Origin of the sequence: Vibrio sp. D3, from assembly GCF_043995865.1 — a bacterium.
In the GTDB taxonomy this organism is placed as follows: domain Bacteria; phylum Pseudomonadota; class Gammaproteobacteria; order Enterobacterales; family Vibrionaceae; genus Vibrio; species Vibrio diabolicus.
This window is the reverse complement of record NZ_CP171887.1, coordinates 1052170-1074105: the sequence shown is the minus strand read 5'-3', so window position 1 is coordinate 1074105 and position 21936 is coordinate 1052170. Positions and strand designations below refer to the sequence as shown.

The following is a 21936-nucleotide window of genomic DNA, read 5'->3' as shown; positions in this document are numbered from 1 at the left end:
AATTTAAGACTATAAATATTGTTATTCATAAGAGTGTACTGTTCCCCTCTTTAACTTGGGGATAGCTGGCTCAACGGCGAAGCAGTACGTATTTTTTTCTACTAAAAAGGTAGGTATGTCATGGCAGAGCAATTTGCTAAAGCTTGGGAAGGTTTTGCTGCAGGCGACTGGCAAAACGAAGTAAACGTTCGTGATTTCATTCAGAAGAACTACACTCCGTACGAAGGCGACGAATCTTTCCTAGTTTCTGAAGGTACTGAAGCGACTAACAAGCTTTGGGCTAAGGTAATGGAAGGCATCAAACAAGAGAACGCGACTCACGCTCCTGTTGATTTTGATACTTCAGTTATCTCTACCATCACTGCTCACGATGCAGGCTACATCGAAAAAGATCTAGAAACTATCGTAGGTCTTCAAACTGACGCTCCTCTAAAACGTGCGATCATCCCTAACGGTGGTATCCGTATGGTTGAAGGTTCATGCAAAGCCTACAACCGCGAGCTTGACCCACAAGTTAAGAAAATCTACACAGAATACCGTAAAACTCACAACCAAGGCGTTTTCGACATCTACACTCCACAAATCATGGCGTGTCGTAAGTCTGGCGTATTGACTGGTCTTCCTGATGCATACGGTCGTGGTCGTATCATCGGTGACTACCGTCGTGTTGCTCTATACGGTATTGATTTCCTAATGAAGGATAAATTCGCACAGTTCTCTTCTCTACAAGAGCGTTTCGAGAACGGCGAAGACCTACAAATGACAATGCAGCTTCGTGAGGAGATCGCAGAGCAACACCGTGCTCTAGGTCAAATCAAAGAAATGGCTGCAAAATACGGTTGTGACATTTCTCGTCCTGCTGAAACTGCACAAGAAGCTATCCAGTGGACTTACTTCGGTTACCTAGCTGCTGTTAAATCTCAAAACGGCGCGGCAATGTCTCTAGGCCGTACTTCTACGTTCCTAGACATCTTCATCGAGCGCGATATCGCTGCTGGCCGCATCACAGAAGAACAAGCTCAGGAAATGATCGACCACTTCGTAATGAAACTACGTATGGTTCGTTTCCTACGTACTCCTGAGTACGATGATCTATTCTCTGGCGACCCTATCTGGGCAACTGAGTCTATGGGTGGTATGGGTCTTGACGGTCGTACGCTAGTTACTCGTACAAACTTCCGTTTCCTAAACTCACTATACACAATGGGCCCTTCTCCAGAGCCAAACATCACTGTTCTTTGGTCTGAGCAACTACCGGAAGGCTTCAAGAAGTTCTGTGCGAAAGTGTCTATCGATACTTCTTCAATCCAGTACGAAAACGACGACCTAATGCGTCCAGACATGAACTCTGACGACTACGCAATCGCATGTTGTGTATCTCCAATGGTTGTTGGTAAGCAAATGCAGTTCTTTGGTGCTCGTGCTAACCTTGCGAAAACTATGCTTTACACCATCAACGGTGGTGTGGATGAGAAGCTAAAAATCCAAGTTGGTCCACAAATGCCGAAGATCGAAGGCGATGTACTGAACTACGATGAGTTGTGGGAGAAAATGGACCACTTCATGGATTGGCTAGCGAAGCAGTACGTGACTGCACTAAACGCTATCCACTTCATGCACGACAAGTACAGCTACGAAGCGGCACTAATGGCTCTACATGACCGTGACGTTAAACGTACTATGGCTTGTGGTATTGCTGGTCTATCTGTTGCGGCTGACTCTCTGTCTGCAATCAAATACGCAAAAGTTAAGCCAATCCGTGACGAAGACGGTCTAGCAATCGACTTCGAAATCGAAGGTGATTACCCTAAATTTGGTAACAACGACCCACGCGTTGATGATATCGCATGTGAACTTGTTTCTGTATTTATGGGCAAAATCCGTAAGCTTAAGACTTACCGTGATGCAATCCCTACTCAGTCAATTCTTACTATCACTTCAAACGTGGTTTACGGTAAGAAAACTGGTAACACACCTGACGGTCGTCGTGCTGGTGCTCCATTTGCTCCAGGTGCTAACCCAATGCACGGTCGCGATGAGAAAGGTGCCGTAGCATCACTAACTTCCGTTGCAAAACTGCCGTTTGCTGACGCACAAGATGGTATCTCTTACACATTCTCTATCGTACCTAATGCACTAGGTAAAGATGAGGGTTCACAACGCGCTAACCTTGCCGGTCTGATGGATGGTTACTTCCACCACGAAGCGGGTATCGAAGGTGGTCAACACCTAAACGTGAACGTTCTTAACCGCGAAACTCTAGAAGACGCCGTTAAGCACCCAGAGAAATACCCTCAGCTAACAATCCGTGTATCTGGTTACGCTGTTCGCTTTAACTCTCTAACTGCAGAGCAACAAGCTGACGTAATCGCACGTACATTCACAGAGTCTCTATAAGACTTTAGTGAAATAACGTTTTAGTGATACAACAAAGGCTGATGCTTCTAAGCATCAGCCTTTTTTATTTCTTGAATGAAAGTTGTGATATTACGAAAGATTTTGCCCACATTCTTACGTATGATGCGAAAAAAGTTAGTAAATAAAGTATATGAAACTCAGTAAATTAATTGTTCTTACTCTTCTTTCTCCAGTTGCGATGGCATCCACTAAGTCTACGGTCTCTTTTACACTCGACAATGATGGTATTTTCGGCGTCGACCAAGACTACACAAATGGTATTTTTCTTTCCTACGCAACAGGCCAACTGAAACAAGAAAGCCAATGGAAATGGCTGAGTCTGGCTGACTCAGAACACGCCAATATCGATAAAATAGAGTTGGTTCTTGGCCACAAAATGTGGACTCCGAGCGACATTGAAGCGGATTATCCACTGGTCAATGATCGCCCATATGCGGGTTATCTACATACTGAGATCAACTATCTTTCTTTGACTGATGATAAGGCCGTCCGCTACAACTTCACCATCGGTGCAACAGGTGAAAGTTCGCTTTCAGAAAAAGCGCAAGAAATCGTTCACGGCATAACAGGCTCGACTGACCCACAAGGTTGGGATTACCAGATCGACGATAAAGTGGCGTTTAGCCTTGGCTACCGCGTATTTAATAAATTGATGCGCAGCGAAGAACAAAAAACGCAATGGGAAATCACCAACATTAACGACATCAATGCAGGTAACTTCCGTAGTGATGTCTCTCAAGGCGTCATGTTTCGTTGGGGTACAAACCTAGCAAGCAGCATCGGAGCCGCCAATATTAGTGTTGAGAGCCCGTTCTCAGCGAGTATGCTCGCACAGGATACTTCAAGCTGGTTCTTATTTACGGGGTTTGAAGGTCGTTACCGTTTCAATGACATGACCATCGAAGGCGATCGCCCTGGTATTTCTGAGCCATCCGCGCCATACGACGTCACACTGCAAAATTGGCAAGCAAGCGCCGTAGCGGGTGCAACTTGGTATAACCAAAATTACGGTGCAAGCCTAACCTTTACGATAAAAACGCCAGATTATGAAGAATCCCAAACTGATGTTTATGGGACAGGCTCCTTCTCTGTGTTCGCCTTTTTCTAAAAGCTGACTTATCCCTGTATCCGTACCAATCTAAATACAAGGCAAGTTCTCTCGTTTGGTATTAACCAACCCTGTGATCAAGCATTTATTTAGATTGGTCTATCTATTTTCTTTCTTCACATAACCTTGCCTTTAGTACCGACAAAGCTGTTTTAACCCTGCTTTTTGTAATAAAATAACAGCTAGAATTTACTAGTAATGAGAGCAAAAGATGTCAACAACTGGTCGTATTCACTCATTTGAGTCATGTGGTACCGTAGACGGACCTGGTATTCGTTTTATCGTCTTCTTGCAAGGTTGTTTGATGCGCTGTAAGTATTGCCACAATCGCGATACATGGGATACGCATGATGGCAAAGAAGTTACGGTTGAAGAGATCATTTCCGAAGCGAAAAGTTACCGCCACTTCATGAATGCATCAGGTGGTGGCGTTACTTGTTCTGGCGGCGAAGCGATGCTTCAACCTGAATTTGTACGGGACTTTTTCCGCGCAGCTAAAGCAGAAGGTATTCATACGTGTCTAGATACGAACGGTTATGTTCGTAAACACACTGATGTTATTGATGAAGTACTGGATGCAACAGACTTAGTAATGCTTGATATCAAGCACATGAAAGATGAAGTGCACCAAGATCTCATCGGCGTATCGAACCGACGTACATTGGACTTTGCTCGTTACTTGCAAAAAATCGGAAAGAAAACTTGGATTCGCTATGTAGTCGTGCCTGGTTACACAGATGACCCTGAAGCAGCACACATGCTTGGTGAGTTTATTAAAGATATGGATAACATCGAAAAGGTCGAGTTACTTCCTTATCACAAATTGGGTGCCCATAAATGGGAAGCATTGGGCTTAGAATACCCACTCGAAGGGGTAAACCCTCCACCGAAAGAAACTATGGACGAGATTCAATCCATTCTTGCGCAGTACAACGATAACGTAAAATACTAAGTGAACAGCAAGACTAACCTCTTTAAAATACCAGCATATTGCTGGTATTTTTTTAACTATACCTAAGTACCTTCAATGAATCTCTATGAGTTGATTTAGGTATAAAAAGAACAATAGAAATGATTGCGTCATGATCGCATAGGAAGGAAGTAACATGGATTGGTTTAACTTGGGCTCTCTGGTTGTCATACTTTGGATAGTGCTCGCCTACTGTCTACCAGATTGGAAAAAAGTAGTTTGGCCCAAGCTTGAAAAGGAAAAAGCATTTCAGCACCTCGTTTTTGCAACACTCTTTTTTTTCAGCATCCTATGGGCAACTCAAGCAGGCGTAAAAGAAGGACTACAGATTCATTTTCTCGCGCTAACAACGCTGACGATGATGTATGGTTGGCGTATGGCCTTTCTAATCAGTATCCCCGCAATGCTGGTCAACCACCTGCTACATGATGTGTCGTTGTTGCAGTTACCCACGTCTTTAGTATTGTCTGCCCTGCTTCCTATCTTCATTAGTTACCTCGTCTTTCTTTTGAGTTATCACTACTTGCCAAGAAACATTTTTGTGTTCATCTTCGTTGCAGGTTTTTTCAACGGCGCGATAACAGGAAGCCTGCATCTGCTGATTAACTCCTTTTACCATTTATCGGTTGGTCATTACGATTGGGAAACCATTCAACATAACTACTTTATTTTTGTACCGTTGCTTGCCTTCCCTGAGGGCCTATTAAATGGTATGTCACTGGCGGTTTTAACCGTATTCAAGCCAGAGTGGCTAAGAGTATTTTCAGACCGAGACTACATATACAATCATTACCATAAATAAGTGTTTTTAAACTGGTCAAAAGTGACAGTTCTTGCCATTTTTTAGTATTAAATATGTGTTGAGATCATGTTTCACTCATGTCTTAAGCGTTAACCTAAGCACATTAAAAATGTATTAGATATCTAGTGAGGTCATCATGGAAATGTCAAACGCTCAACGTTTGATTCTATCAAACCAATACAACCTTATGTCTCAACTTGATCCAAGTAATGCGGCCAAATACAAACGCTTACAAACGATCGTTGAACGTGGCTATGAGCTACAAATGCGTGAGTTGAATAAAGATTTCGGCTGTCTGTCAGAAGCGGAGTGTCGTGAGATCATCGACGTTATGGAGATGTATCACGCGATGCAAGAATCTTACAACATGCTCGATACCGAAGATCGTAACAAAGTGGATCAGCGCCGCTTGCAGTTCCTTGGGTTTGATATTGCTTCGGAGGCCCAACAAGTCCATTACGTACGCTTCCTTATTGATTCTGAAGGTCTGTACCCTCAATTTGATAAAGCAGACCATCACTTTAACAGCCAAATGCCAATGCTGGATAAATACCGTCGTATGCTACAAACTTGGCGCAACTGCCCTCGTCAGTACCATTTATGCGAAAACGAGCTTGCACAAATCTTCAGCGCATAAAATATTCGTCTACGAAAAGGAAAGCACTCGCTTTCCTTTTTTATTTGCCCTGTCACAACCTTACCGCTGCTTTTTCACCTTCTTACACTTCCCTTGTGCGATGTAGAGCAATGAATCACTAAGACCCTTCTGTCTTTGACAAATATTTGATTTCTATTGCACCTATTCACGACATAAATTCATCTTCAGTGAAAGAGTGATTCAAATGTCACTTTTGCAATAAATTCATAATTGTTAAGCAAAATTGCAAATCCCCGACTAGGCTTAAGTAGAGAAAGGCTGTGATTGAAAGATTCATACCCACCGCTCACCGTTGTAATGAAAAAACTGTCCATAAAGCAAAGTCTTTGGTGTCGCCAATCTTACATTCTGTACGAACCAAATGTGATAACAGGACGTATATTCAAACAACAAGGAGCATAACAATAGGTGGGAAAGCCTGAATCAACGTTCGTCGGTAGACTGACTATTAAAGGGGAAAGCGACATGAGTATTTTCGACCACTATCAATCAAGATATGAAGCTGCAAAAGATGAAGAGATGTCGTTACAGGAGTTTCTAGCCCTGTGTAAGGATGACAAAAGCGCTTATGCTAATGCAGCAGAACGCCTACTGATGGCGATCGGTGAACCAGAGATAATCGATACGGCAAAAGACCCGAGATTGAGCCGCATCTTCTCGAATCGTGTTATCTCTCGTTATGAAACCTTTAAAGATTTTTATGGTATGGAAGATGCCATAGAGCAAATTGTGTCTTACCTAAAACACGCGGCGCAAGGTTTAGAGGAACGTAAGCAGATCCTTTACCTACTCGGTCCTGTCGGCGGTGGTAAGTCCTCACTTGCTGAAAAGCTTAAGGCTCTGATGGAACAGATGCCTATCTATGTACTTACTGCCAATGGCGAACGTAGCCCAGTGAATGACCATCCATTCTGTCTATTCAAAGCCACGGAAGACGGCGATATTTTGAAAAAAGAATATGGCATCGAGCAACGTTATCTTCGCTCAATTATGTCGCCATGGGCCGCTAAACGCCTTCATGAATTTGGCGGTGATATCACTAAGTTTAAAGTAGTGAAAGTTCGCCCTTCAATTCTCGATCAGATCGGTATTGCTAAAACAGAACCAGGGGATGAAAACAACCAAGATATCTCATCACTGGTTGGTAAAGTCGATATCCGTAAACTCGAACATTATTCGCAAGACGACCCAGATGCCTACAGCTACTCCGGTGCGCTGTGTAAAGCAAACCAAGGTTTAATGGAATTCGTTGAGATGTTCAAAGCGCCGATCAAAGTACTGCACCCACTATTGACGGCAACGCAAGAAGGTAACTTCAACGGTACTGAAGGTCTATCTGCTATTCCATTCGACGGTATGATTCTGGCTCACTCGAACGAATCTGAGTGGCAGACTTTCCGTAACAACAAAAATAACGAAGCCTTCCTCGACCGTGTATACATTGTAAAAGTACCTTACTGTCTCCGCGTATCCGAAGAAGTGAAAATTTACCAAAAACTGCTTGAAAACAGTGAGCTGTCTCAGGCTCCTTGTTCTCCAAGCACGCTCGAAACTCTAGCGCAATTCAGTATTCTTTCACGCCTGAAAGAGCCTGAAAACTCTTCTATTTTCTCAAAAATGCGCGTCTACGATGGTGAAACACTCAAAGACACCGATCCGAAGGCAAAAAGCTATCAAGAGTATCGTGATTATGCGGGTGTTGATGAAGGCATGAATGGTCTCTCTACACGTTTCGCCTTTAAGATTTTGTCACGCGTATTTAACTTCGACCAAACCGAGGTGGCAGCCAACCCTGTACACCTGTTCTATGTAATTGAACAACAGGTTGAACGAGAGCAGTTCCCTGCTGAAACGGCAGAGAAATATCTCGAGTTCTTGAAAGGCTACCTAGTGCCTCGCTACGTTGAATTTATCGGTAAAGAGATTCAGACCGCTTATCTCGAGTCTTACTCTGAATACGGTCAGAATATTTTCGACCGCTATGTCACCTACGCAGACTTCTGGATTCAAGACCAAGAGTACCGAGATCCAGAAACTGGTCAGCTATTTGATCGATCTTCACTCAACGCTGAGCTAGAGAAGATCGAGAAAACCGCTGGTATTTCTAACCCGAAAGATTTCCGAAACGAAATCGTTAACTTTGTGCTTCGTGCGAAAGCGAATAACAATGGTCAAAACCCGGTTTGGACCAGCTACGAAAAACTGCGCACAGTAATCGAGAAGAAAATGTTCTCCAATACCGAAGAGCTACTTCCGGTTATCTCATTTAATGCGAAAACCTCTTCTGAAGATCAGAAGAAGCATGACGACTTTGTCGCTCGCATGATGGAAAAAGGCTATACCGAGAAACAGGTTCGCCTACTTTCTGAGTGGTACCTACGAGTACGTAAGTCATCCTAACCCAGTATTGAGTTAGGTCGCTTGTGAAACATGAAGAGGGCTATTTCATGGCGCAATTTATAGACCGAAGGCTCAATGGCAAGAACAAGAGCGCTGTTAATCGACAGCGCTTCTTGAAGCGCCACAAAGAGCAAATAAAAGAGTCGGTAGCAGACGCAGTGAATCGACGCTCGATTACGAATACGGAAACGGGCGAAGACGTCTCTATCCCTCACAAAGACATCAATGAGCCGATCTTTCATCAAGGCAAAGGTGGTGTTCGCGAACGAGTTCATCCCGGCAATGACCAGTTCATTACTGGTGATAAAATTGAGCGTCCTAAAGGTGGCGGTCAAGGTAGTGGCTCGGGAGAAGGCAATGCCAGTCCAGATGGAGAAGGCCAAGACGAATTTGTATTCCAAATATCAAAAGATGAGTACCTCGATATTTTGTTCGAAGATCTCGAGCTGCCTAATCTAGAAAAAAACCAAATTGCCAAAATTACTGAATGGAAAACGCACCGCGCAGGCTTTCAAACTGCTGGTATCCCTTCAAACATTGCGGTAGTACGTTCGCTGCAACAATCTCTTGCACGACGTACGGCAATGACCGCGGGTAAGAAACGTCTTCTCAAAGAGCTAGAAGATGAACTTGCTCGCATCAAAAACATTGAACCCGCTCAGCAGTTTGAAGAGAACCGCTTGAAGGCTGAAATTGAAGAGCTGCGTAAGAAAATTGAGGGGGTTCCATTTATTGACACCTTCGACTTACGCTTTAAAAACTATGAAAAACGCCCTGTACCATCTAGTCAAGCTGTGATGTTTTGTTTGATGGACGTATCGGGCTCGATGGATCAAGCAACGAAAGACATCGCAAAACGTTTTTACGTTCTGTTATACCTGTTCTTAACTCGTACTTACGAGAATGTAGACGTTGTCTTTATTCGCCACCACACCCAAGCGAAAGAAGTGGACGAGCACGAGTTCTTCTACTCGCAAGAAACCGGGGGCACCATTGTATCCAGCGCATTGAAACTGATGGACGAAATCGTAAAAGAGCGCTATCCAATTGGTCAATGGAACATTTATGCTGCGCAAGCATCCGATGGCGATAACTGGGCAGATGACTCGCCAAGATGCCGCGATCTGTTAGTGAACAAACTACTGCCAAACTGTCAGTACTACTCCTACATAGAGATCACACGACGTTCGCACCAAACTCTATGGCATGAGTACGAAAAGCTTACCGATGAATTTCCGAACTTCGCAATGAAAAACATTCGCTCTGTGGAGGATATTTTCCCAGTCTTCCGTGAACTATTCCAAAAAGAAACGGCGTAAGGAGGCTAGCGATGAGTACCGCAACGAAAAACCTCTCAGGAGAGGCGCCTAAGAAGCGTAATAGTAAAATGCTGCCAGATGGACCGGATTGGACATTTGAGCTGTTGGAACGCTACCACAAAGAGATTAAGCGTGTCGCACAACACTATCGCCTAGACACTTACCCTAACCAGATAGAAGTGATTACTTCCGAACAAATGATGGATGCCTACTCAAGTATTGGTATGCCCATCAATTACAACCACTGGTCGTTTGGTAAAAAGTTCATCCAAACGGAACAGAACTATAAGCATGGTCAAATGGGGTTAGCCTACGAGATTGTCATTAACTCCAATCCGTGTATCGCCTATTTGATGGAAGAAAATACCGTGACAATGCAAGCGCTAGTGATTGCTCACGCTTGTTACGGGCACAACTCTTTCTTCAAAGGTAATTATCTGTTCCAAACCTGGACGGACGCTAGCTCCATCATCGATTATTTACTGTTTGCCAAAAAGTATTTAGCTGAATGTGAGGAGCGATATGGAGTACAGGAAGTGGAAAAACTGCTCGACTCCTGCCACGCCTTAATGAACTTTGGTGTGGATCGTTACAAGCGACCAGAGAAAATCTCCATTACCGAAGAGAAAGCGCGACAAGAAGAACGCGAGGCATACTTACAGTCTCAAGTGAATGAATTGTGGCGCACAGTACCAAGAGCCAAAACCAAAGAGGAAGATCTTAAAGAGCGTTTCCCAAGCGAGCCTCAGGAAAACTTGCTCTACTTTTTCGAAAAGCATGCCCCACTACTAGAGCCGTGGCAACGTGAAGTCGTGCGGATTGTACGCAAAATCAGTCAGTATTTTTATCCGCAAAAACAAACGCAGGTCATGAACGAAGGCTGGGCAACATTCTGGCATTACACCATTCTCAACCATCTTTACGATGAGGGTTTGGTATCCGAAAAGTTCATACTAGAGTTCTTACATAGCCATACCAGTGTGGTAGCTCAACCGCCTTATAATAGCCCTTACTTTAATGGTATTAATCCATACGCCTTGGGCTTTGCCATGTTCCGAGATATTAAACGTATCTGTGAAGAACCAACTGATGAGGACAAGGAGTGGTTTCCGGACTTGGCAGGAACGGATTGGTTAGATGCGGTACATTTCGCGATGCATAATTTCAAAGATGAAAGCTTCATTAGCCAATACCTTTCTCCGAAATTAATGCGTGATTTCAAGCTGTTTGCGATCAACGATGATGACCACAAAAACTTTATTGAAGTTGCCGCGATACACGATGAGATGGGTTATAAACGCATTAGAGAAACCTTAGCCGCTCAGTACAACTTATCTAATCTTGAGCCAAACATTCAGGTATTTAATGTCGATGTTCGTGGTGATCGCTCACTCACGTTGCAATACGTACCTCATAACCGAATCCCGCTTGATGACAGTTATGAAGAAGTTCTGAAACACGTGTACCGATTGTGGGGATTTGATGTCATTCTGCAAGAAGTAAAAGACACAGGTCACCGAGAAGTCTTAGCGACCTGCCCTAAACGGAACCAATATGACACAAACATCTAACTAATACTTGGATATAAGCAACAAAAAGGCTCCTAATTCAGGAGCCTTTCTCGTTCTTAATTCAATGTGACCTTTAGTTATGCTTGCTTCGCCACAATAGCGCGCACCGCCTCTAGATCTTCTGGCGTATCAACGCCGGCTGCTGGCGCTTCTTTCGCTACCGCTACATGAATTTTTTCACCGTACCAAAGCACTCGTAGTTGCTCAAGGCACTCGATCTGCTCCAATGCGCTCGGAGCCCAGTTTACATACGTATTAATAAAACCAGCTCGATAAGCATAAATACCAATATGACGCATTAATGGGTTGGCAATGATTTTGTCTTGTTTGGCAAAGTTATCGCGATCCCAAGGGATAGTTGCTCGGCTAAAGTACATCGCATAGCCTTGCTCATTAGCCACAACTTTAACTGCATTCGGATTGAACACTTCTTCTTCTGAGTCTATTTCTACGGCTAATGTCGCCATCGGAGCATCACATCCCGATAAGTTATCAGCAACCTGACGAATGATAGACGGTGGAATCAAAGGCTCGTCCCCTTGCACATTAACAATAATGTGGTCTGCAGGAATAGCCATCTTTTCAACAACTTCAGCAAGGCGTTCAGTACCTGACTCGTGATTGGGAGAGGTCATACAGACTTTACCACCAAACGACGAGACAGCATCAGCAACACGTTCGTCATCAGTTGCCACGATAACATCTTCCGCACCCGCTTGTAGCGCTTGCTCGTAAACCCACTGAACCATAGGCTTACCGCCAATATCCGCTAACGGTTTACCAGGCAAGCGGCTCGATGCGTAACGCGAAGGAATGACAACCGTAAAAGACATTAGCGTCCCTCGTCCATACTCATAGTACGAGCCTCAGGCTCGAGCAGAACGGGAATACCCTCTTTGATCGGGTAAGCGAGGCGATCCAATTTGCAGATCAACTCTTGATTCTCTTTATCGTACGTCAGCTTACCTTTGCAAACAGGGCAAGCTACAATCTCAAGCAGACGGTGATCCATAAGCCGCTTTAACCTCTTTTATTCTATTTAAAATTTGCTCAGCATCGTTTGGTTCAAACTGGGCAGATACAGGCAGATACCACCAATTATCTTGCGCATAATGGCTGCACTTGACGGCATCTTTCTCGGTCATAATCACATTGGCTCCTTGTTGAGCCAATGCTTCTAATTCTTGTTGGTTAAAGTCTTGATGGTCAGCAAAACCTTTTGTGACTTTAACATCTGCGTTCATCGAGTTTAGTGTATGAAAAAATCGTGGTGGATGCCCAATCCCTGCAAATGCCACTAGCTCTTTTAATTCAGAAACGTCCACAAGTTGCTTAGTCTTGAGGTTAATGGCTTTAGATGGCGCTAAAGTCATTGCGATTTCGCCCGTATGTGCTTGACCACCATTGGTGATGATAAAGTCGACTTCAGCAAGACGCTCGACCCCTTCACGAAGTGGGCCAAGCGGAATGAGGCTTTCATTCCCAAATCGGCGATTCCCATCCACAATCACTAACTCAATATCACGGCCTAACGCATAATGTTGTAACCCATCGTCCGTAATAATGATATCCACACCTGACTCTAGCAGTGCTTTCACTGCATTTGAACGCACCGGGTCTACCGCAACAGGCGCTCCTGTGCGGCGATGAATCAACTTAGGTTCATCACCACAATGTTTCGCAGGCGTATCTTCTTTTAGCACTAACGGATAGACAGGAGCTTTTGCTCCATAGCCACGAGAAACGACCCCTGGCTTAAGCCCAAGCTGTTGCAGTTGCTCAACAAGCCAAACCACAACTGGTGTTTTGCCATTACCACCAGCCGTGATATTGCCGACAATAATAACAGGGATAGGCGCGTTGTAGGCTTGCTTACGGCCTGTTTGATATTGCTTTCGCTTAGACTTACTTATTGCTCCAAATAATACACTCAGTGGCCACAAAAGCGGCCACAATAGGTATTTTATTGGATGGTTTTCAAACCAGATTTTTTCAACCACCGCGTCTATTCACCAAACTGAATACGGTGCAATTGTGCATACGCACCATTTTTTGCAATAAGATCGGCATGGTTGCCACGCTCAATGATGGCGCCATCATCAACCACAAGAATTTCATCGGCTTTCTCGATTGTGGATAAGCGGTGCGCAATCACGAGTACCGTTTTGTCTTTCTGCAGCTCATCTAATGCAGCTTGGATAGCGCGTTCAGATTCCGTATCCAAAGCAGAGGTCGCCTCATCAAGAATCAATACCGGTGCATCACGCAATAGAGCACGTGCAATAGCGACACGTTGACGTTGACCGCCAGATAGACTCGCGCCATTTTCACCAATCATGGTATCAAGTCCATCATCCATTTTGCTGATGAATTCCATAGCATGCGCGAGTTTTGCCGCTTTCTCGATATCACTACGCTCGTATTTTCCATCCGTTGCGTAAGCAATATTGTTTGCAATCGTGTCATTAAATAAATGAACATTTTGTGATACTAGCGCAAACTGCTGACGCAAGTTCTTTAGCTCGTATTCACGAATATCATGTCCGTCTAATGTGATAGAGCCACTATCAACATCATAGAAACGATTGAACAAGTTCGCGATGGTACTTTTACCGGAACCGGAACGACCAACCAGCGCAACGGTCTTCCCTCTTGGAATATCGAAGCTGACATTTTCCAATGCTGGCTTTTCTGCGCCAGTATAAGTAAAGCTTACGTTTTTAACTGAAACATCGCCATTTGCGCGTTCAACTGTCAACTTACCTTCGTTTTTCTCAGGCTCAAGATCAATCAACGCAAAGAGCGTTTGGCTCGCGGCCATACCACGTTGGAACTGAGAGGTAACGTTAGTAAGCGCTTTAAGCGGACGCATCAAACCAAACATCGCAGAGAAGACAACGGTAAATGTACCTGGAGTCAGTTGCTCTTTAATCGAGTCAATACTTGCTAAGTAAAGAACGGCAACAATAGCAAGTGACGCAATCATTTGGATGATAGGGTTAGCCGCCGCTTGAGCCGTCACCAACTTCATGCTTTGTTGACGCATTTGGTTGCTGACCTTCTCAAATCGTTTACGTTCGATATCCTGGCCGCCGTAGCTCAACACGACTTTATGGCCTTTCAGCATCTGCTCTGCTGACGCAGTCACGTTGCCCATCATTGTCTGCATATTTTTAGATATTTTTCTAAAACGTTTAGAAACGACACCAATACCCCATGCGACAACAGGAGCAACAGCAAACAGCACTAACGACAACTGCCAGCTGTTGTAAAACATCAGGACTAACAGGCCAATGATACTTGCACCTTCGCGAACGATGCTCACTAACGCTTGGCTAGTTGCCGCAGATACTTGCTCTGAATCGTAGGTAATACGTGACAATAAATTGCCCGTCTTTTCCTTATCGAAGTAAGACACAGGCATATGCATAAAGTGATTGAATACCATACGGCGGACTTGCATAACCACATTGCCGGATACCCAGCTCAAACAGTATGTGGAGACAAATCCACTTATGCCACGGACAAACATCATGGCAAAAATAATCAATGGAAGCGTGCGTAGAAAATCAGATTCAGCGTTCCCAAAACCTTCATCTAGTAATGGTTTTAATAGGGAAATCATATAGGTATCTGATATAGCATTAATAACTAATGCAATGACTGCAACGACAAGACCTGACTTGTAAAGGCGAATAAATTGCCATAGACGCTTAAACGTCTGCCAAGTCGTTTCATCAGTATTTATCGACATAGAAGTGCTTTATTTTCTTACATTAAGACTCTCATTCTACTCCCTTACGCAGCATCTGCCTATACCAAGGCTCAAATGTATCGCTACGTTTGGTTTCTGAGCGCCAATTATCACGGTGAATAGAGAAGCTTACCTGACCATATTCCCCAGTATCAAGCCAAGTAATGTCAAGCTTGCGATATGCTGCAACAACATGTTCTGCCGGCATTCCCCATTGATTATTTTTTGCCAAAGAAGCAACGGCCACACTCGGTTTTACCGCCTCAATAAAGCGAGGATTCGACGAACTTTTACTACCATGATGAGGGACCAACATCACATCACTTTTTAACTTTTCAGGCTCCCTGAGCAAGATCCACTCGCTAATGGTCTCAATATCACCAGTAAAAAGCATACTGAACATAGAAATAGGGTCGGTAAGACGTAGCACACAGGAGTGCGGATTATATGCACGTTGAACAAGAGCAGGAGGCCAAAGTACTTCTATATTTAACCCTTGCCATTTCCAATGATCGCCGCGAGTACAAGACTCATATCCGATAAAGTTTTGGCTACTGAGTTTGCGCTGTGGCGAAAAGGCATCTTCAATGAACAAGCGCCCTCCTGCATGGTCATTGTCGGAATGGCTGAGGATCATCGTATCGATGCTTTCATAACCTCGTTGATGCAAGACCGGAGTGACGACCTGCTCCGCAATACTGCCATTTTGCCATGCTTTACCTGTGTCATAGAGCAACACTTTATCGTCTTTTTCTACAATCACCGCAAGGCCATGGCCCACATCTAGTACATCAATGCGCCAATGTTGCTGATCATATTCCGATGTGAGCTTAATACTAATTACAATGCCAAGTAACAAACACCACGCGTACTGAAACATGAATCGTTGAAACACCAAGCAAACAATTCCCGCCAGAATCAACCCTGTCATTTCTATACTAATGGGTTGCCAGGAGCCTATCGCGTACTGAATTGACGTGCTCAATGGCTGCAATGACCAGTCCACCAACTGCCACAGAGACTTTGCTATCATTTCAAGAAATAAAGATGAGAACAGGGCCAGAAACATCAAAGGCACAACGATAAATCCGAACCAAGGAATAAACGCCAAGTTGTATGCAATTGATGACAAACTGAAACCAGAAAAGTAATAGCCACTAATAGGCACGATTAACACACTCAACATCAATTGAGTAAGCAATAGCACTTTTAACTTCGCCTTCCAGCCCCCGTTTTGATGCCGAATCAAATTGATTGCGAACAACACTGCGCAAACTGACAAATACGATAACCAAAAACTCATGCTATACGATGCAAAAGGTTGAACAAGCAGTTGTAGCGCTACCGCGAGCAAAAGTACTCGCCAGGAAGCCCAGTGCACTAAGGTATACTTGAGAACGACGTAAATAACACATACCGACACCGCGCGGGTAGTAGGTAATGAGAAGTCCGCTAACCAAGCATAGGCAACGGCAAACATCAGCCCACATAAGCTAGGCAATAGCTGGTATTGAGGTAACGTATAACGAATGGCACCGCCCACCACTAGCCCAAAAGTGAACGCCATACCAATATGTAAGCCCGAAATCGAGACCAAGTGCAGTAAACCACTGTCTCTGAGTGCTTGCCAATCCTCCTTAGATAACCAAGAGCGATCGGCAAAAACTAACGCATTTATTAACGAGAAATGATGAAGGGAGGACACATCCTCCGAAACATCAGCGATAATGGCTTGGCGCAAAGATGTGGTAGAGCGAATAATCCAGGTAACATCCTTGTTAACAACACCGCGTGCGATAATGCTTTTACCCATTGCGTGCTTTTCGGCGTCAAAACCAGCTTCGTTGCGTAGGCCTGTAATCGGCTTTAACGAGACGGATGTCGTAAACTCACTGTTAACATCGAGTGGAAAAGGCGTAATAAGACGGATTTTAGGTTTAAGAAAAGGTAACAGAGTTTGAGAATTTACCTTTTTTAGAGCCACAATGCCTTCATATCCGTGACTTATTTGCGTAAAAGGGCTGTCAACTTTACCAATTATGGTAATATTCTCCCCTGCTTGAAAAAGGGCTTGTCTCTGAGACTCCAATACATTGCCGTGGACGATGACAACCATAAAGCCCGCAATTGCGCCTATGCTAATTAAGCCACGACGTAATTTGATTATTGAGCCAGTGGTTATTATTCCCAGCAGCAGCCAACGCCAATCTGGTATTGTCGGCCACCAAGCTGACGAAATTACGCTCGCTACAAATAACGCCAAGGTCCAACTTTTTTCTGAGAGAGTCATGCTGTCCTATGCCTAGAAAGCTGATAAAACGCTTCATGCCAGATCATGAATTGATCAAACGCCAAAAAGCATTGAAGGTCTTCGGCAATGTGTTGTACAACCCGAACTTGTGGTGTTTAAATCGTCGCTCGGCGTCTGGGGCTTTTGCTGTCGGGTTATTTATGGCATTTGTTCCGCTACCAAGCCAAATGATCATGGCTGCAGGTTTGGCAATCATGCTTGGCGTCAATTTACCTCTCTCCGTCGCTTTGGTATGGATAAGCAACCCTATTACCATGCCTGTGTTATTTTATTTTGCGTATAAGCTTGGCGCTTTAGTGATGCATGTTCCTCCGCAACCTTTCCACTTTGAACTTTCATGGGAATTCATCATGCAACAGATGAGCACTATTGGCCCTCCATTCTTATTAGGCTGTGCTATCTGTGGTGTTGTATCCGCGATTATTGGCTACTTCGGCATTAGAGGACTTTGGCGCTACTCAGTGGTTCGGAGCTGGCAAAAACGCAAAATAAGATAAGACGTTACTGCATAAAAATCAGCATTTGCGCTATCAGTTGAGGGGCACCTAACAGTTAGAATGAAACACGATGTCGCTCAAGTTGGATAAATACAAAAAAGGACCGAATTCGGTCCTTTTTGCTTTTCTCGTATTGTAAAACGGTTGGTTATTTAGAACTCAGCACCGCTGCCGGATTTAACTTCGCGGCGCGAGAAGCGGGATACCACGTTGCAAGCAAACTCAAAACGATCGCCGTCACCGACACCAATGCTACGTCTGGCCAGTGTAACTGTGATGGTAAGAAGTCGACGAAGTAAATATCACCCGATAAAAACTGATGACCGATTAAGCTCTCTAACCCTTTAATTAACGGAGTCAGGTTTAACGCCACTAAGACACCAATAACACTGCCGACGAGACTGCCAAATACACCAGAGAACACGCCTTGCCAAACAAAGATACGTTTGATTAGGCTATCTTTTGCTCCCATTGTTCGCAAAATTGCAATTTCTGCGGCTCGATCTTTCACTGCCATCATCAGCGTAGACACAATGTTAAAACATGCCACACCAATCACGAGTACCATCACCAAGTACATAATGGTGCGTACGAGCTGAATATCGCGATACAAAAAACCAAACTTTTGCTGCCAGCTTTTCAAATACACGTAAACATCCACCATGCTACCTACCTCACGAACAATAGAAGGCGCATTGAGAACATCATCCGTTTTTAGTGAAATGCCAGTGACCCCTTCCCCTAACCTCGCGTATTGCTGAGCATCCGCTAATGGCACTAACGCTAAAGAATGGTCTATTTGGCCATTCAACGTTAAGAACCCAGACACCTTCACGCGCACACGCTTGGGAGCCTGCACTTTGTTTGCGCCGCCTGTTTGCGGAATCATCAACGTAATGTAATCCCCCACTGCGACATTTAGCTCGTTTGCAACACCTCGGCCTAAGATCACTTGCTTCTGACCGGCATAAAAGTTTTGCCAAGCTTCTTGGTCAATAAAATTCGATAAGCTCGACACCGCTTGCTCGAAAGTAGGCTCTACGCCACGAACTTCTATCGCTTTTAGCTTACTGCCTTTTTCTGCTAACCCCGTAAAACGAACGTACGGCGCTGCCGCAACAACATCTTCATGGTTTAGGGCTTGATTCATCGTTTTGGTGTAGTTATGAAGCGGACCATTAACGCCTTCCAACTCACCGTGTGGAATAACTGACAACACACGCGATTGCAGCTCGCGCTCAAAGCCATTCATTGCAGAAAGACCGATAATGATCACGGCTACACCAACCGCAATACCAATCGTTGAAGAAAGCGAAATGAAAGACACCATCTTGTTGCGCTTTTTCGCTCGACTGAAGCGACCACCAATCATCAATGCTAAAGATGAAAACAAAATTAGCCCTCCGCAGACGCAGTATCAGTCACAAAACGATCTACGAGCAAACCATCTTGCATGTGCATTTGACGATCCATTTTCGCTGCCAGCTCTTTGTCATGCGTGACAACCAAAAATGCAATGTTTGACTCTTTATTGAGCTCGCGCATCAAATCATAGATAGACAGTGCCGTATTGTGATCTAAGTTCCCCGTAGGTTCATCGGCCAAAACCAGATCAGGTTTATTCACCAATGCACGTGCAATCGCAACACGTTGACGCTCACCGCCCGATAACTCAGAAGGCCTGTGTTGCATCCGATGACTCAAACCAACTTTATCTAACAACGCTTTAGCCGCCTGTTTTGCATCCGCTACTTTAGCGCCGCCAATCATCAGTGGCATCGCCACGTTTTCAAGCGCAGTAAAATCAGCTAACAAGTGATGGAACTGGTATACAAAACCAAGGTGCTTGTTGCGTAAAGCCGCCTGTTTATTCGAACTTAAAGCCGATAGGTTTTGCCCTAGAAAATCAACTTCACCATGAGTTGCGTCATCTAACGCCCCTAAAATATGCAATAAGGTACTTTTTCCCGAACCAGAAGAGCCAACAATAGAAACCAACTCCCCTTTGTCGATATCGAAACTTACGCCTTTCAACACTTCCGTATCTAACGAACCCTCTCGGTAGACTTTACGAATATCACGACATTCTAATAGCTTATTCATAGCGAAGTGCCTCAGCAGGTTTAACAGAAGATGCTCGATAAGAAGGATAAAGCGTAGCAGCGAGGCTAAGAGCAATCGCCAACACCACCACTAAAAGAATTTGCAGTGAATCAATCAAAATAGGTAGATGGCCACCGAAACTGAATAGCGCCACACCGGCAGATTCAAGAATCGCATTCAGGTTAAGTGACAAGATCACGCCCGCAGCGCCACCGACAATCGCGCCAATTACACCGCTGCTCGCCCCTTGTACCATGAAAATGGTCATCACTTGAGATTGAGTCATGCCTTGAGTTTTCAATATTGCGACTTCTGATTGCTTCTCCATCACCACCATGATTAAGGCGGAGATAATATTGAATGCAGCAACGCCCACTATCAGACCTAGCATGAGTCCCATCATGTTCTTTTCCATTTTCACCGCTTGGAAAAGCTCACCACGCTGTTCGCGCCAATCACTCCATTGCCACCCGTCAGGCATGGGTTGATCAGCAAAATCCGTCACCATAAATGGATCAGAGAAAAAGACACGCCAACCAGAAACCGTGTCTTTCGGAAAACGCATCAGCTTAGATGCATCCGTCATGTTAACAATCATTAATTGACCATCAACGTCCGATCCCGTATTGAAAATACCAGCGACAGTAAAATTGCGCTGGCTAGGAATACGGCCAAGTGGGGTAAACTGCGTCGCGTTGGTCACCATTAAGCGCACTTTATCCCCCATTGATACCTTTAGAGAGCGCGCCAAACTATGACCTAAAAAGACATTGTAATCGCCCGCTTGAAGTGACGATAATCGCCCAGCAATCAAATGGTTGCTAATCGGGTCGCCTTTCTTTGGTTCAATGCCAATGAGGTAACCTGCCGTCAGTTGCGCAGAACTCTGAATTACAGCCTCTCCACGCACGATAGGCTCCGGTTCAGATTCACTCGACATCGCTTGAACAAATGAAGGGGCAGACTCGGTCAACGGCGTTTTTCCATCATGTTGTGAAACAACAGCGTGAGGCAGCACACCTAAAATGCGCTCTTTTAACTGCGATTCGAACCCATTCATCACAGAAAGAACCGTCACCAACGCCATTACACCGATCGTAATACCCGCCGTCGACATATAAGAAACAAATCGGCTGAACCTATCTCCAGAGCGTCCCCGAAGATATCTCAAACCAATAAATAATGAGATAGGATGATACATATAAGACAAACCAACTGGTTGTTTTGATATAAAGCTTTAGCAGATTATCTTACCTTACTCTTCTCATTAAGAAGACAAGAGAATCGCTAAATTTGTCAACGACATGCAATAAGTCTGTATTTAGGGCAAAAAGTTCAAGGACAAATCAGGTAAACTTGATAACTTCATTCAGTTAGCGATAATCAGTGCCCTACTTCTCTTTGTTTGTTGAGTGAACAGGGAGCGCTCGCTGGCAAAAGGACCGACTATATGACAGAGCAAGAATACTTTACCGTCCATCATAATCTCACTATCAACGTCGAAACGTTGAGTGCGGATTTTGCTTTGCCAGATGAAGAAACCTTTGTCTCCGAAATTCCAGCACCGTTTATTGTTGCCAGCGAATTTAGCCATCTAGATATGTTGGCAGACAATGCACGTCTAGAGCTAAAAAACAAAGATTTAAAGCATGTGATTAACTTGCTTGATACGCAAAACGCGAAACTTAACCTCTTGTTGAGCTTTATGCTTTCACAACAAGATGACGCCTCCATTCGATACCAAACCACAAAGTTTGGCGCCAGCCAACTCAGTTACCGTTCAGATACAGCGCTATCTGCCCAACAACTCGTTCGTGTTAAACTGTTTCTCGATCATCCTGCTGCAGCGATTTACGGTTACGCTCAAGTAGAAGAATGTGAGGCTTCAGAGCAAGATTTCATTATCACTCTTAGATATAAGATGCTACGTGAATCTGACCAAGATTTGCTGATAAAAGCGGCACTATATCAACAACAAAAACTTTTACGTCAGCGCTCGATGGAGCGAGATAAAAAATAACTCCT

18 protein-coding genes are annotated in these 21936 nt (G+C 44.4%); 10 read left to right on the top strand and 8 right to left on the bottom strand.

Annotation, left to right across the window (positions count from 1 at the left end; genetic code table 11):
- Positions 1–120 precede the first annotated feature (120 nt).
- The 8 genes from pflB (at position 121) to ACHFJ9_RS13010 (ending at position 11246) form a co-directional block, all read left to right on the top strand.
- Positions 121–2397 (top strand): formate C-acetyltransferase, encoded by a 2277-nt coding sequence (gene pflB / locus ACHFJ9_RS13045; protein ID WP_005390666.1) that lies wholly within the window; start codon positions 121–123, stop codon positions 2395–2397.
- 151 nt (positions 2398–2548) lie between these two features.
- The gene (locus ACHFJ9_RS13040) at positions 2549–3526 is read left to right on the top strand and encodes a lipid A deacylase LpxR family protein (protein WP_395357051.1); all 978 of its coding nucleotides are present in this window, start codon (positions 2549–2551) and stop codon (positions 3524–3526) included.
- Positions 3527–3737: 211 nt separating this feature from the next.
- Positions 3738–4478 (top strand): pyruvate formate lyase 1-activating protein, encoded by a 741-nt coding sequence (gene pflA / locus ACHFJ9_RS13035; protein WP_005390663.1) that lies wholly within the window; start codon positions 3738–3740, stop codon positions 4476–4478.
- A gap of 154 nt (positions 4479–4632) precedes the next feature.
- Positions 4633–5298, top strand: a complete 666-nt coding sequence (locus ACHFJ9_RS13030) for an energy-coupling factor ABC transporter permease (protein ID WP_006742143.1) — start codon at positions 4633–4635, stop codon at positions 5296–5298.
- 136 nt (positions 5299–5434) lie between these two features.
- Positions 5435–5935: a YfbU family protein gene (locus ACHFJ9_RS13025; protein WP_005390659.1), complete on the top strand. Its 501-nt coding sequence runs from the start codon at positions 5435–5437 to the stop codon at positions 5933–5935.
- A gap of 486 nt (positions 5936–6421) precedes the next feature.
- Positions 6422–8356 (top strand): PrkA family serine protein kinase, encoded by a 1935-nt coding sequence (locus tag ACHFJ9_RS13020; protein ID WP_005390658.1) that lies wholly within the window; start codon positions 6422–6424, stop codon positions 8354–8356.
- Between the two features lie 47 nt (positions 8357–8403).
- Positions 8404–9675 (top strand): YeaH/YhbH family protein, encoded by a 1272-nt coding sequence (locus ACHFJ9_RS13015; RefSeq protein WP_005390656.1) that lies wholly within the window; start codon positions 8404–8406, stop codon positions 9673–9675.
- A gap of 11 nt (positions 9676–9686) precedes the next feature.
- Positions 9687–11246, top strand: coding sequence for a SpoVR family protein (locus tag ACHFJ9_RS13010; RefSeq protein WP_006742146.1), 1560 nt, complete (start codon positions 9687–9689; stop codon positions 11244–11246).
- 77 nt (positions 11247–11323) lie between these two features.
- Here the strand turns inward: ACHFJ9_RS13010 and kdsB are convergent, their stop codons facing one another.
- The 5 genes from kdsB to ACHFJ9_RS12985 are packed head-to-tail and all read right to left on the bottom strand — an operon-like array spanning position 11324 to position 17290.
- A complete protein-coding gene (gene kdsB, locus ACHFJ9_RS13005) occupies positions 11324–12079 on the bottom strand; it encodes a 3-deoxy-manno-octulosonate cytidylyltransferase (protein ID WP_005390653.1) in 756 nt (251 codons plus the stop codon).
- Entirely contained in the window at positions 12079–12258 is a 180-nt protein-coding gene (locus ACHFJ9_RS13000; RefSeq protein ID WP_005390649.1) for a Trm112 family protein, read from the bottom strand. The genes kdsB and ACHFJ9_RS13000 overlap by 1 nt, the downstream gene beginning before the upstream one ends.
- Entirely contained in the window at positions 12239–13246 is a 1008-nt protein-coding gene (lpxK, locus tag ACHFJ9_RS12995; RefSeq protein WP_395357047.1) for a tetraacyldisaccharide 4'-kinase, read from the bottom strand. The genes ACHFJ9_RS13000 and lpxK overlap by 20 nt, the downstream gene beginning before the upstream one ends.
- 5 nt (positions 13247–13251) lie before the next feature.
- Positions 13252–15000, bottom strand: a complete 1749-nt coding sequence (gene msbA / locus ACHFJ9_RS12990) for a lipid A ABC transporter ATP-binding protein/permease MsbA (protein ID WP_005390646.1) — start codon at positions 14998–15000, stop codon at positions 13252–13254.
- Between the two features lie 31 nt (positions 15001–15031).
- Entirely contained in the window at positions 15032–17290 is a 2259-nt protein-coding gene (locus ACHFJ9_RS12985; protein WP_395357044.1) for a DNA internalization-related competence protein ComEC/Rec2, read from the bottom strand.
- 8 nt (positions 17291–17298) lie between these two features.
- Between ACHFJ9_RS12985 and ACHFJ9_RS12980 the strand changes: the two genes are divergently transcribed.
- Entirely contained in the window at positions 17299–17808 is a 510-nt protein-coding gene (locus ACHFJ9_RS12980) for a DUF2062 domain-containing protein (protein WP_005390643.1), read from the top strand.
- Positions 17809–17956: 148 nt separating this feature from the next.
- Here ACHFJ9_RS12980 and lolE read toward each other — a convergent pair whose 3' ends face one another.
- The 3 genes from lolE to lolC are packed head-to-tail and all read right to left on the bottom strand — an operon-like array spanning position 17957 to position 21112.
- Positions 17957–19201, bottom strand: a complete 1245-nt coding sequence (gene lolE / locus ACHFJ9_RS12975; RefSeq protein ID WP_048626175.1) for a lipoprotein-releasing ABC transporter permease subunit LolE — start codon at positions 19199–19201, stop codon at positions 17957–17959.
- Between the two features lie 2 nt (positions 19202–19203).
- Positions 19204–19911: a lipoprotein-releasing ABC transporter ATP-binding protein LolD gene (lolD, locus tag ACHFJ9_RS12970; protein ID WP_005378457.1), complete on the bottom strand. Its 708-nt coding sequence runs from the start codon at positions 19909–19911 to the stop codon at positions 19204–19206.
- Positions 19904–21112, bottom strand: coding sequence for a lipoprotein-releasing ABC transporter permease subunit LolC (gene lolC / locus ACHFJ9_RS12965; RefSeq protein ID WP_065645406.1), 1209 nt, complete (start codon positions 21110–21112; stop codon positions 19904–19906). The genes lolD and lolC overlap by 8 nt, the downstream gene beginning before the upstream one ends.
- 249 nt (positions 21113–21361) lie before the next feature.
- On the opposite strand from lolC, the gene ACHFJ9_RS12960 reads away from it, so the two are divergent.
- Complete coding sequence (locus tag ACHFJ9_RS12960) at positions 21362–21931, top strand: PilZ domain-containing protein (protein ID WP_114322529.1); 570 nt, start codon at positions 21362–21364, stop codon at positions 21929–21931.
- Positions 21932–21936 lie beyond the last annotated feature (5 nt).

Coding starts and splice junctions, on each gene's coding strand:
- pflB (WP_005390666.1), top strand. CDS start 121: ATGGCAGAGCAATTTGCTAAAGCTTGGGAAGGTTTTGCTGCAGGCGAC.
- ACHFJ9_RS13040 (WP_395357051.1), top strand. CDS start 2,549: ATGAAACTCAGTAAATTAATTGTTCTTACTCTTCTTTCTCCAGTTGCG.
- pflA (WP_005390663.1), top strand. CDS start 3,738: ATGTCAACAACTGGTCGTATTCACTCATTTGAGTCATGTGGTACCGTA.
- ACHFJ9_RS13030 (WP_006742143.1), top strand. CDS start 4,633: ATGGATTGGTTTAACTTGGGCTCTCTGGTTGTCATACTTTGGATAGTG.
- ACHFJ9_RS13025 (WP_005390659.1), top strand. CDS start 5,435: ATGGAAATGTCAAACGCTCAACGTTTGATTCTATCAAACCAATACAAC.
- ACHFJ9_RS13020 (WP_005390658.1), top strand. CDS start 6,422: ATGAGTATTTTCGACCACTATCAATCAAGATATGAAGCTGCAAAAGAT.
- ACHFJ9_RS13015 (WP_005390656.1), top strand. CDS start 8,404: ATGGCGCAATTTATAGACCGAAGGCTCAATGGCAAGAACAAGAGCGCT.
- ACHFJ9_RS13010 (WP_006742146.1), top strand. CDS start 9,687: ATGAGTACCGCAACGAAAAACCTCTCAGGAGAGGCGCCTAAGAAGCGT.
- kdsB (WP_005390653.1), bottom strand. CDS start 12,079: ATGTCTTTTACGGTTGTCATTCCTTCGCGTTACGCATCGAGCCGCTTG.
- ACHFJ9_RS13000 (WP_005390649.1), bottom strand. CDS start 12,258: ATGGATCACCGTCTGCTTGAGATTGTAGCTTGCCCTGTTTGCAAAGGT.
- msbA (WP_005390646.1), bottom strand. CDS start 15,000: ATGTCGATAAATACTGATGAAACGACTTGGCAGACGTTTAAGCGTCTA.
- ACHFJ9_RS12985 (WP_395357044.1), bottom strand. CDS start 17,290: ATGACTCTCTCAGAAAAAAGTTGGACCTTGGCGTTATTTGTAGCGAGC.
- ACHFJ9_RS12980 (WP_005390643.1), top strand. CDS start 17,299: ATGCCTAGAAAGCTGATAAAACGCTTCATGCCAGATCATGAATTGATC.
- lolD (WP_005378457.1), bottom strand. CDS start 19,911: ATGAATAAGCTATTAGAATGTCGTGATATTCGTAAAGTCTACCGAGAG.
- lolC (WP_065645406.1), bottom strand. CDS start 21,112: ATGTATCATCCTATCTCATTATTTATTGGTTTGAGATATCTTCGGGGA.
- ACHFJ9_RS12960 (WP_114322529.1), top strand. CDS start 21,362: ATGACAGAGCAAGAATACTTTACCGTCCATCATAATCTCACTATCAAC.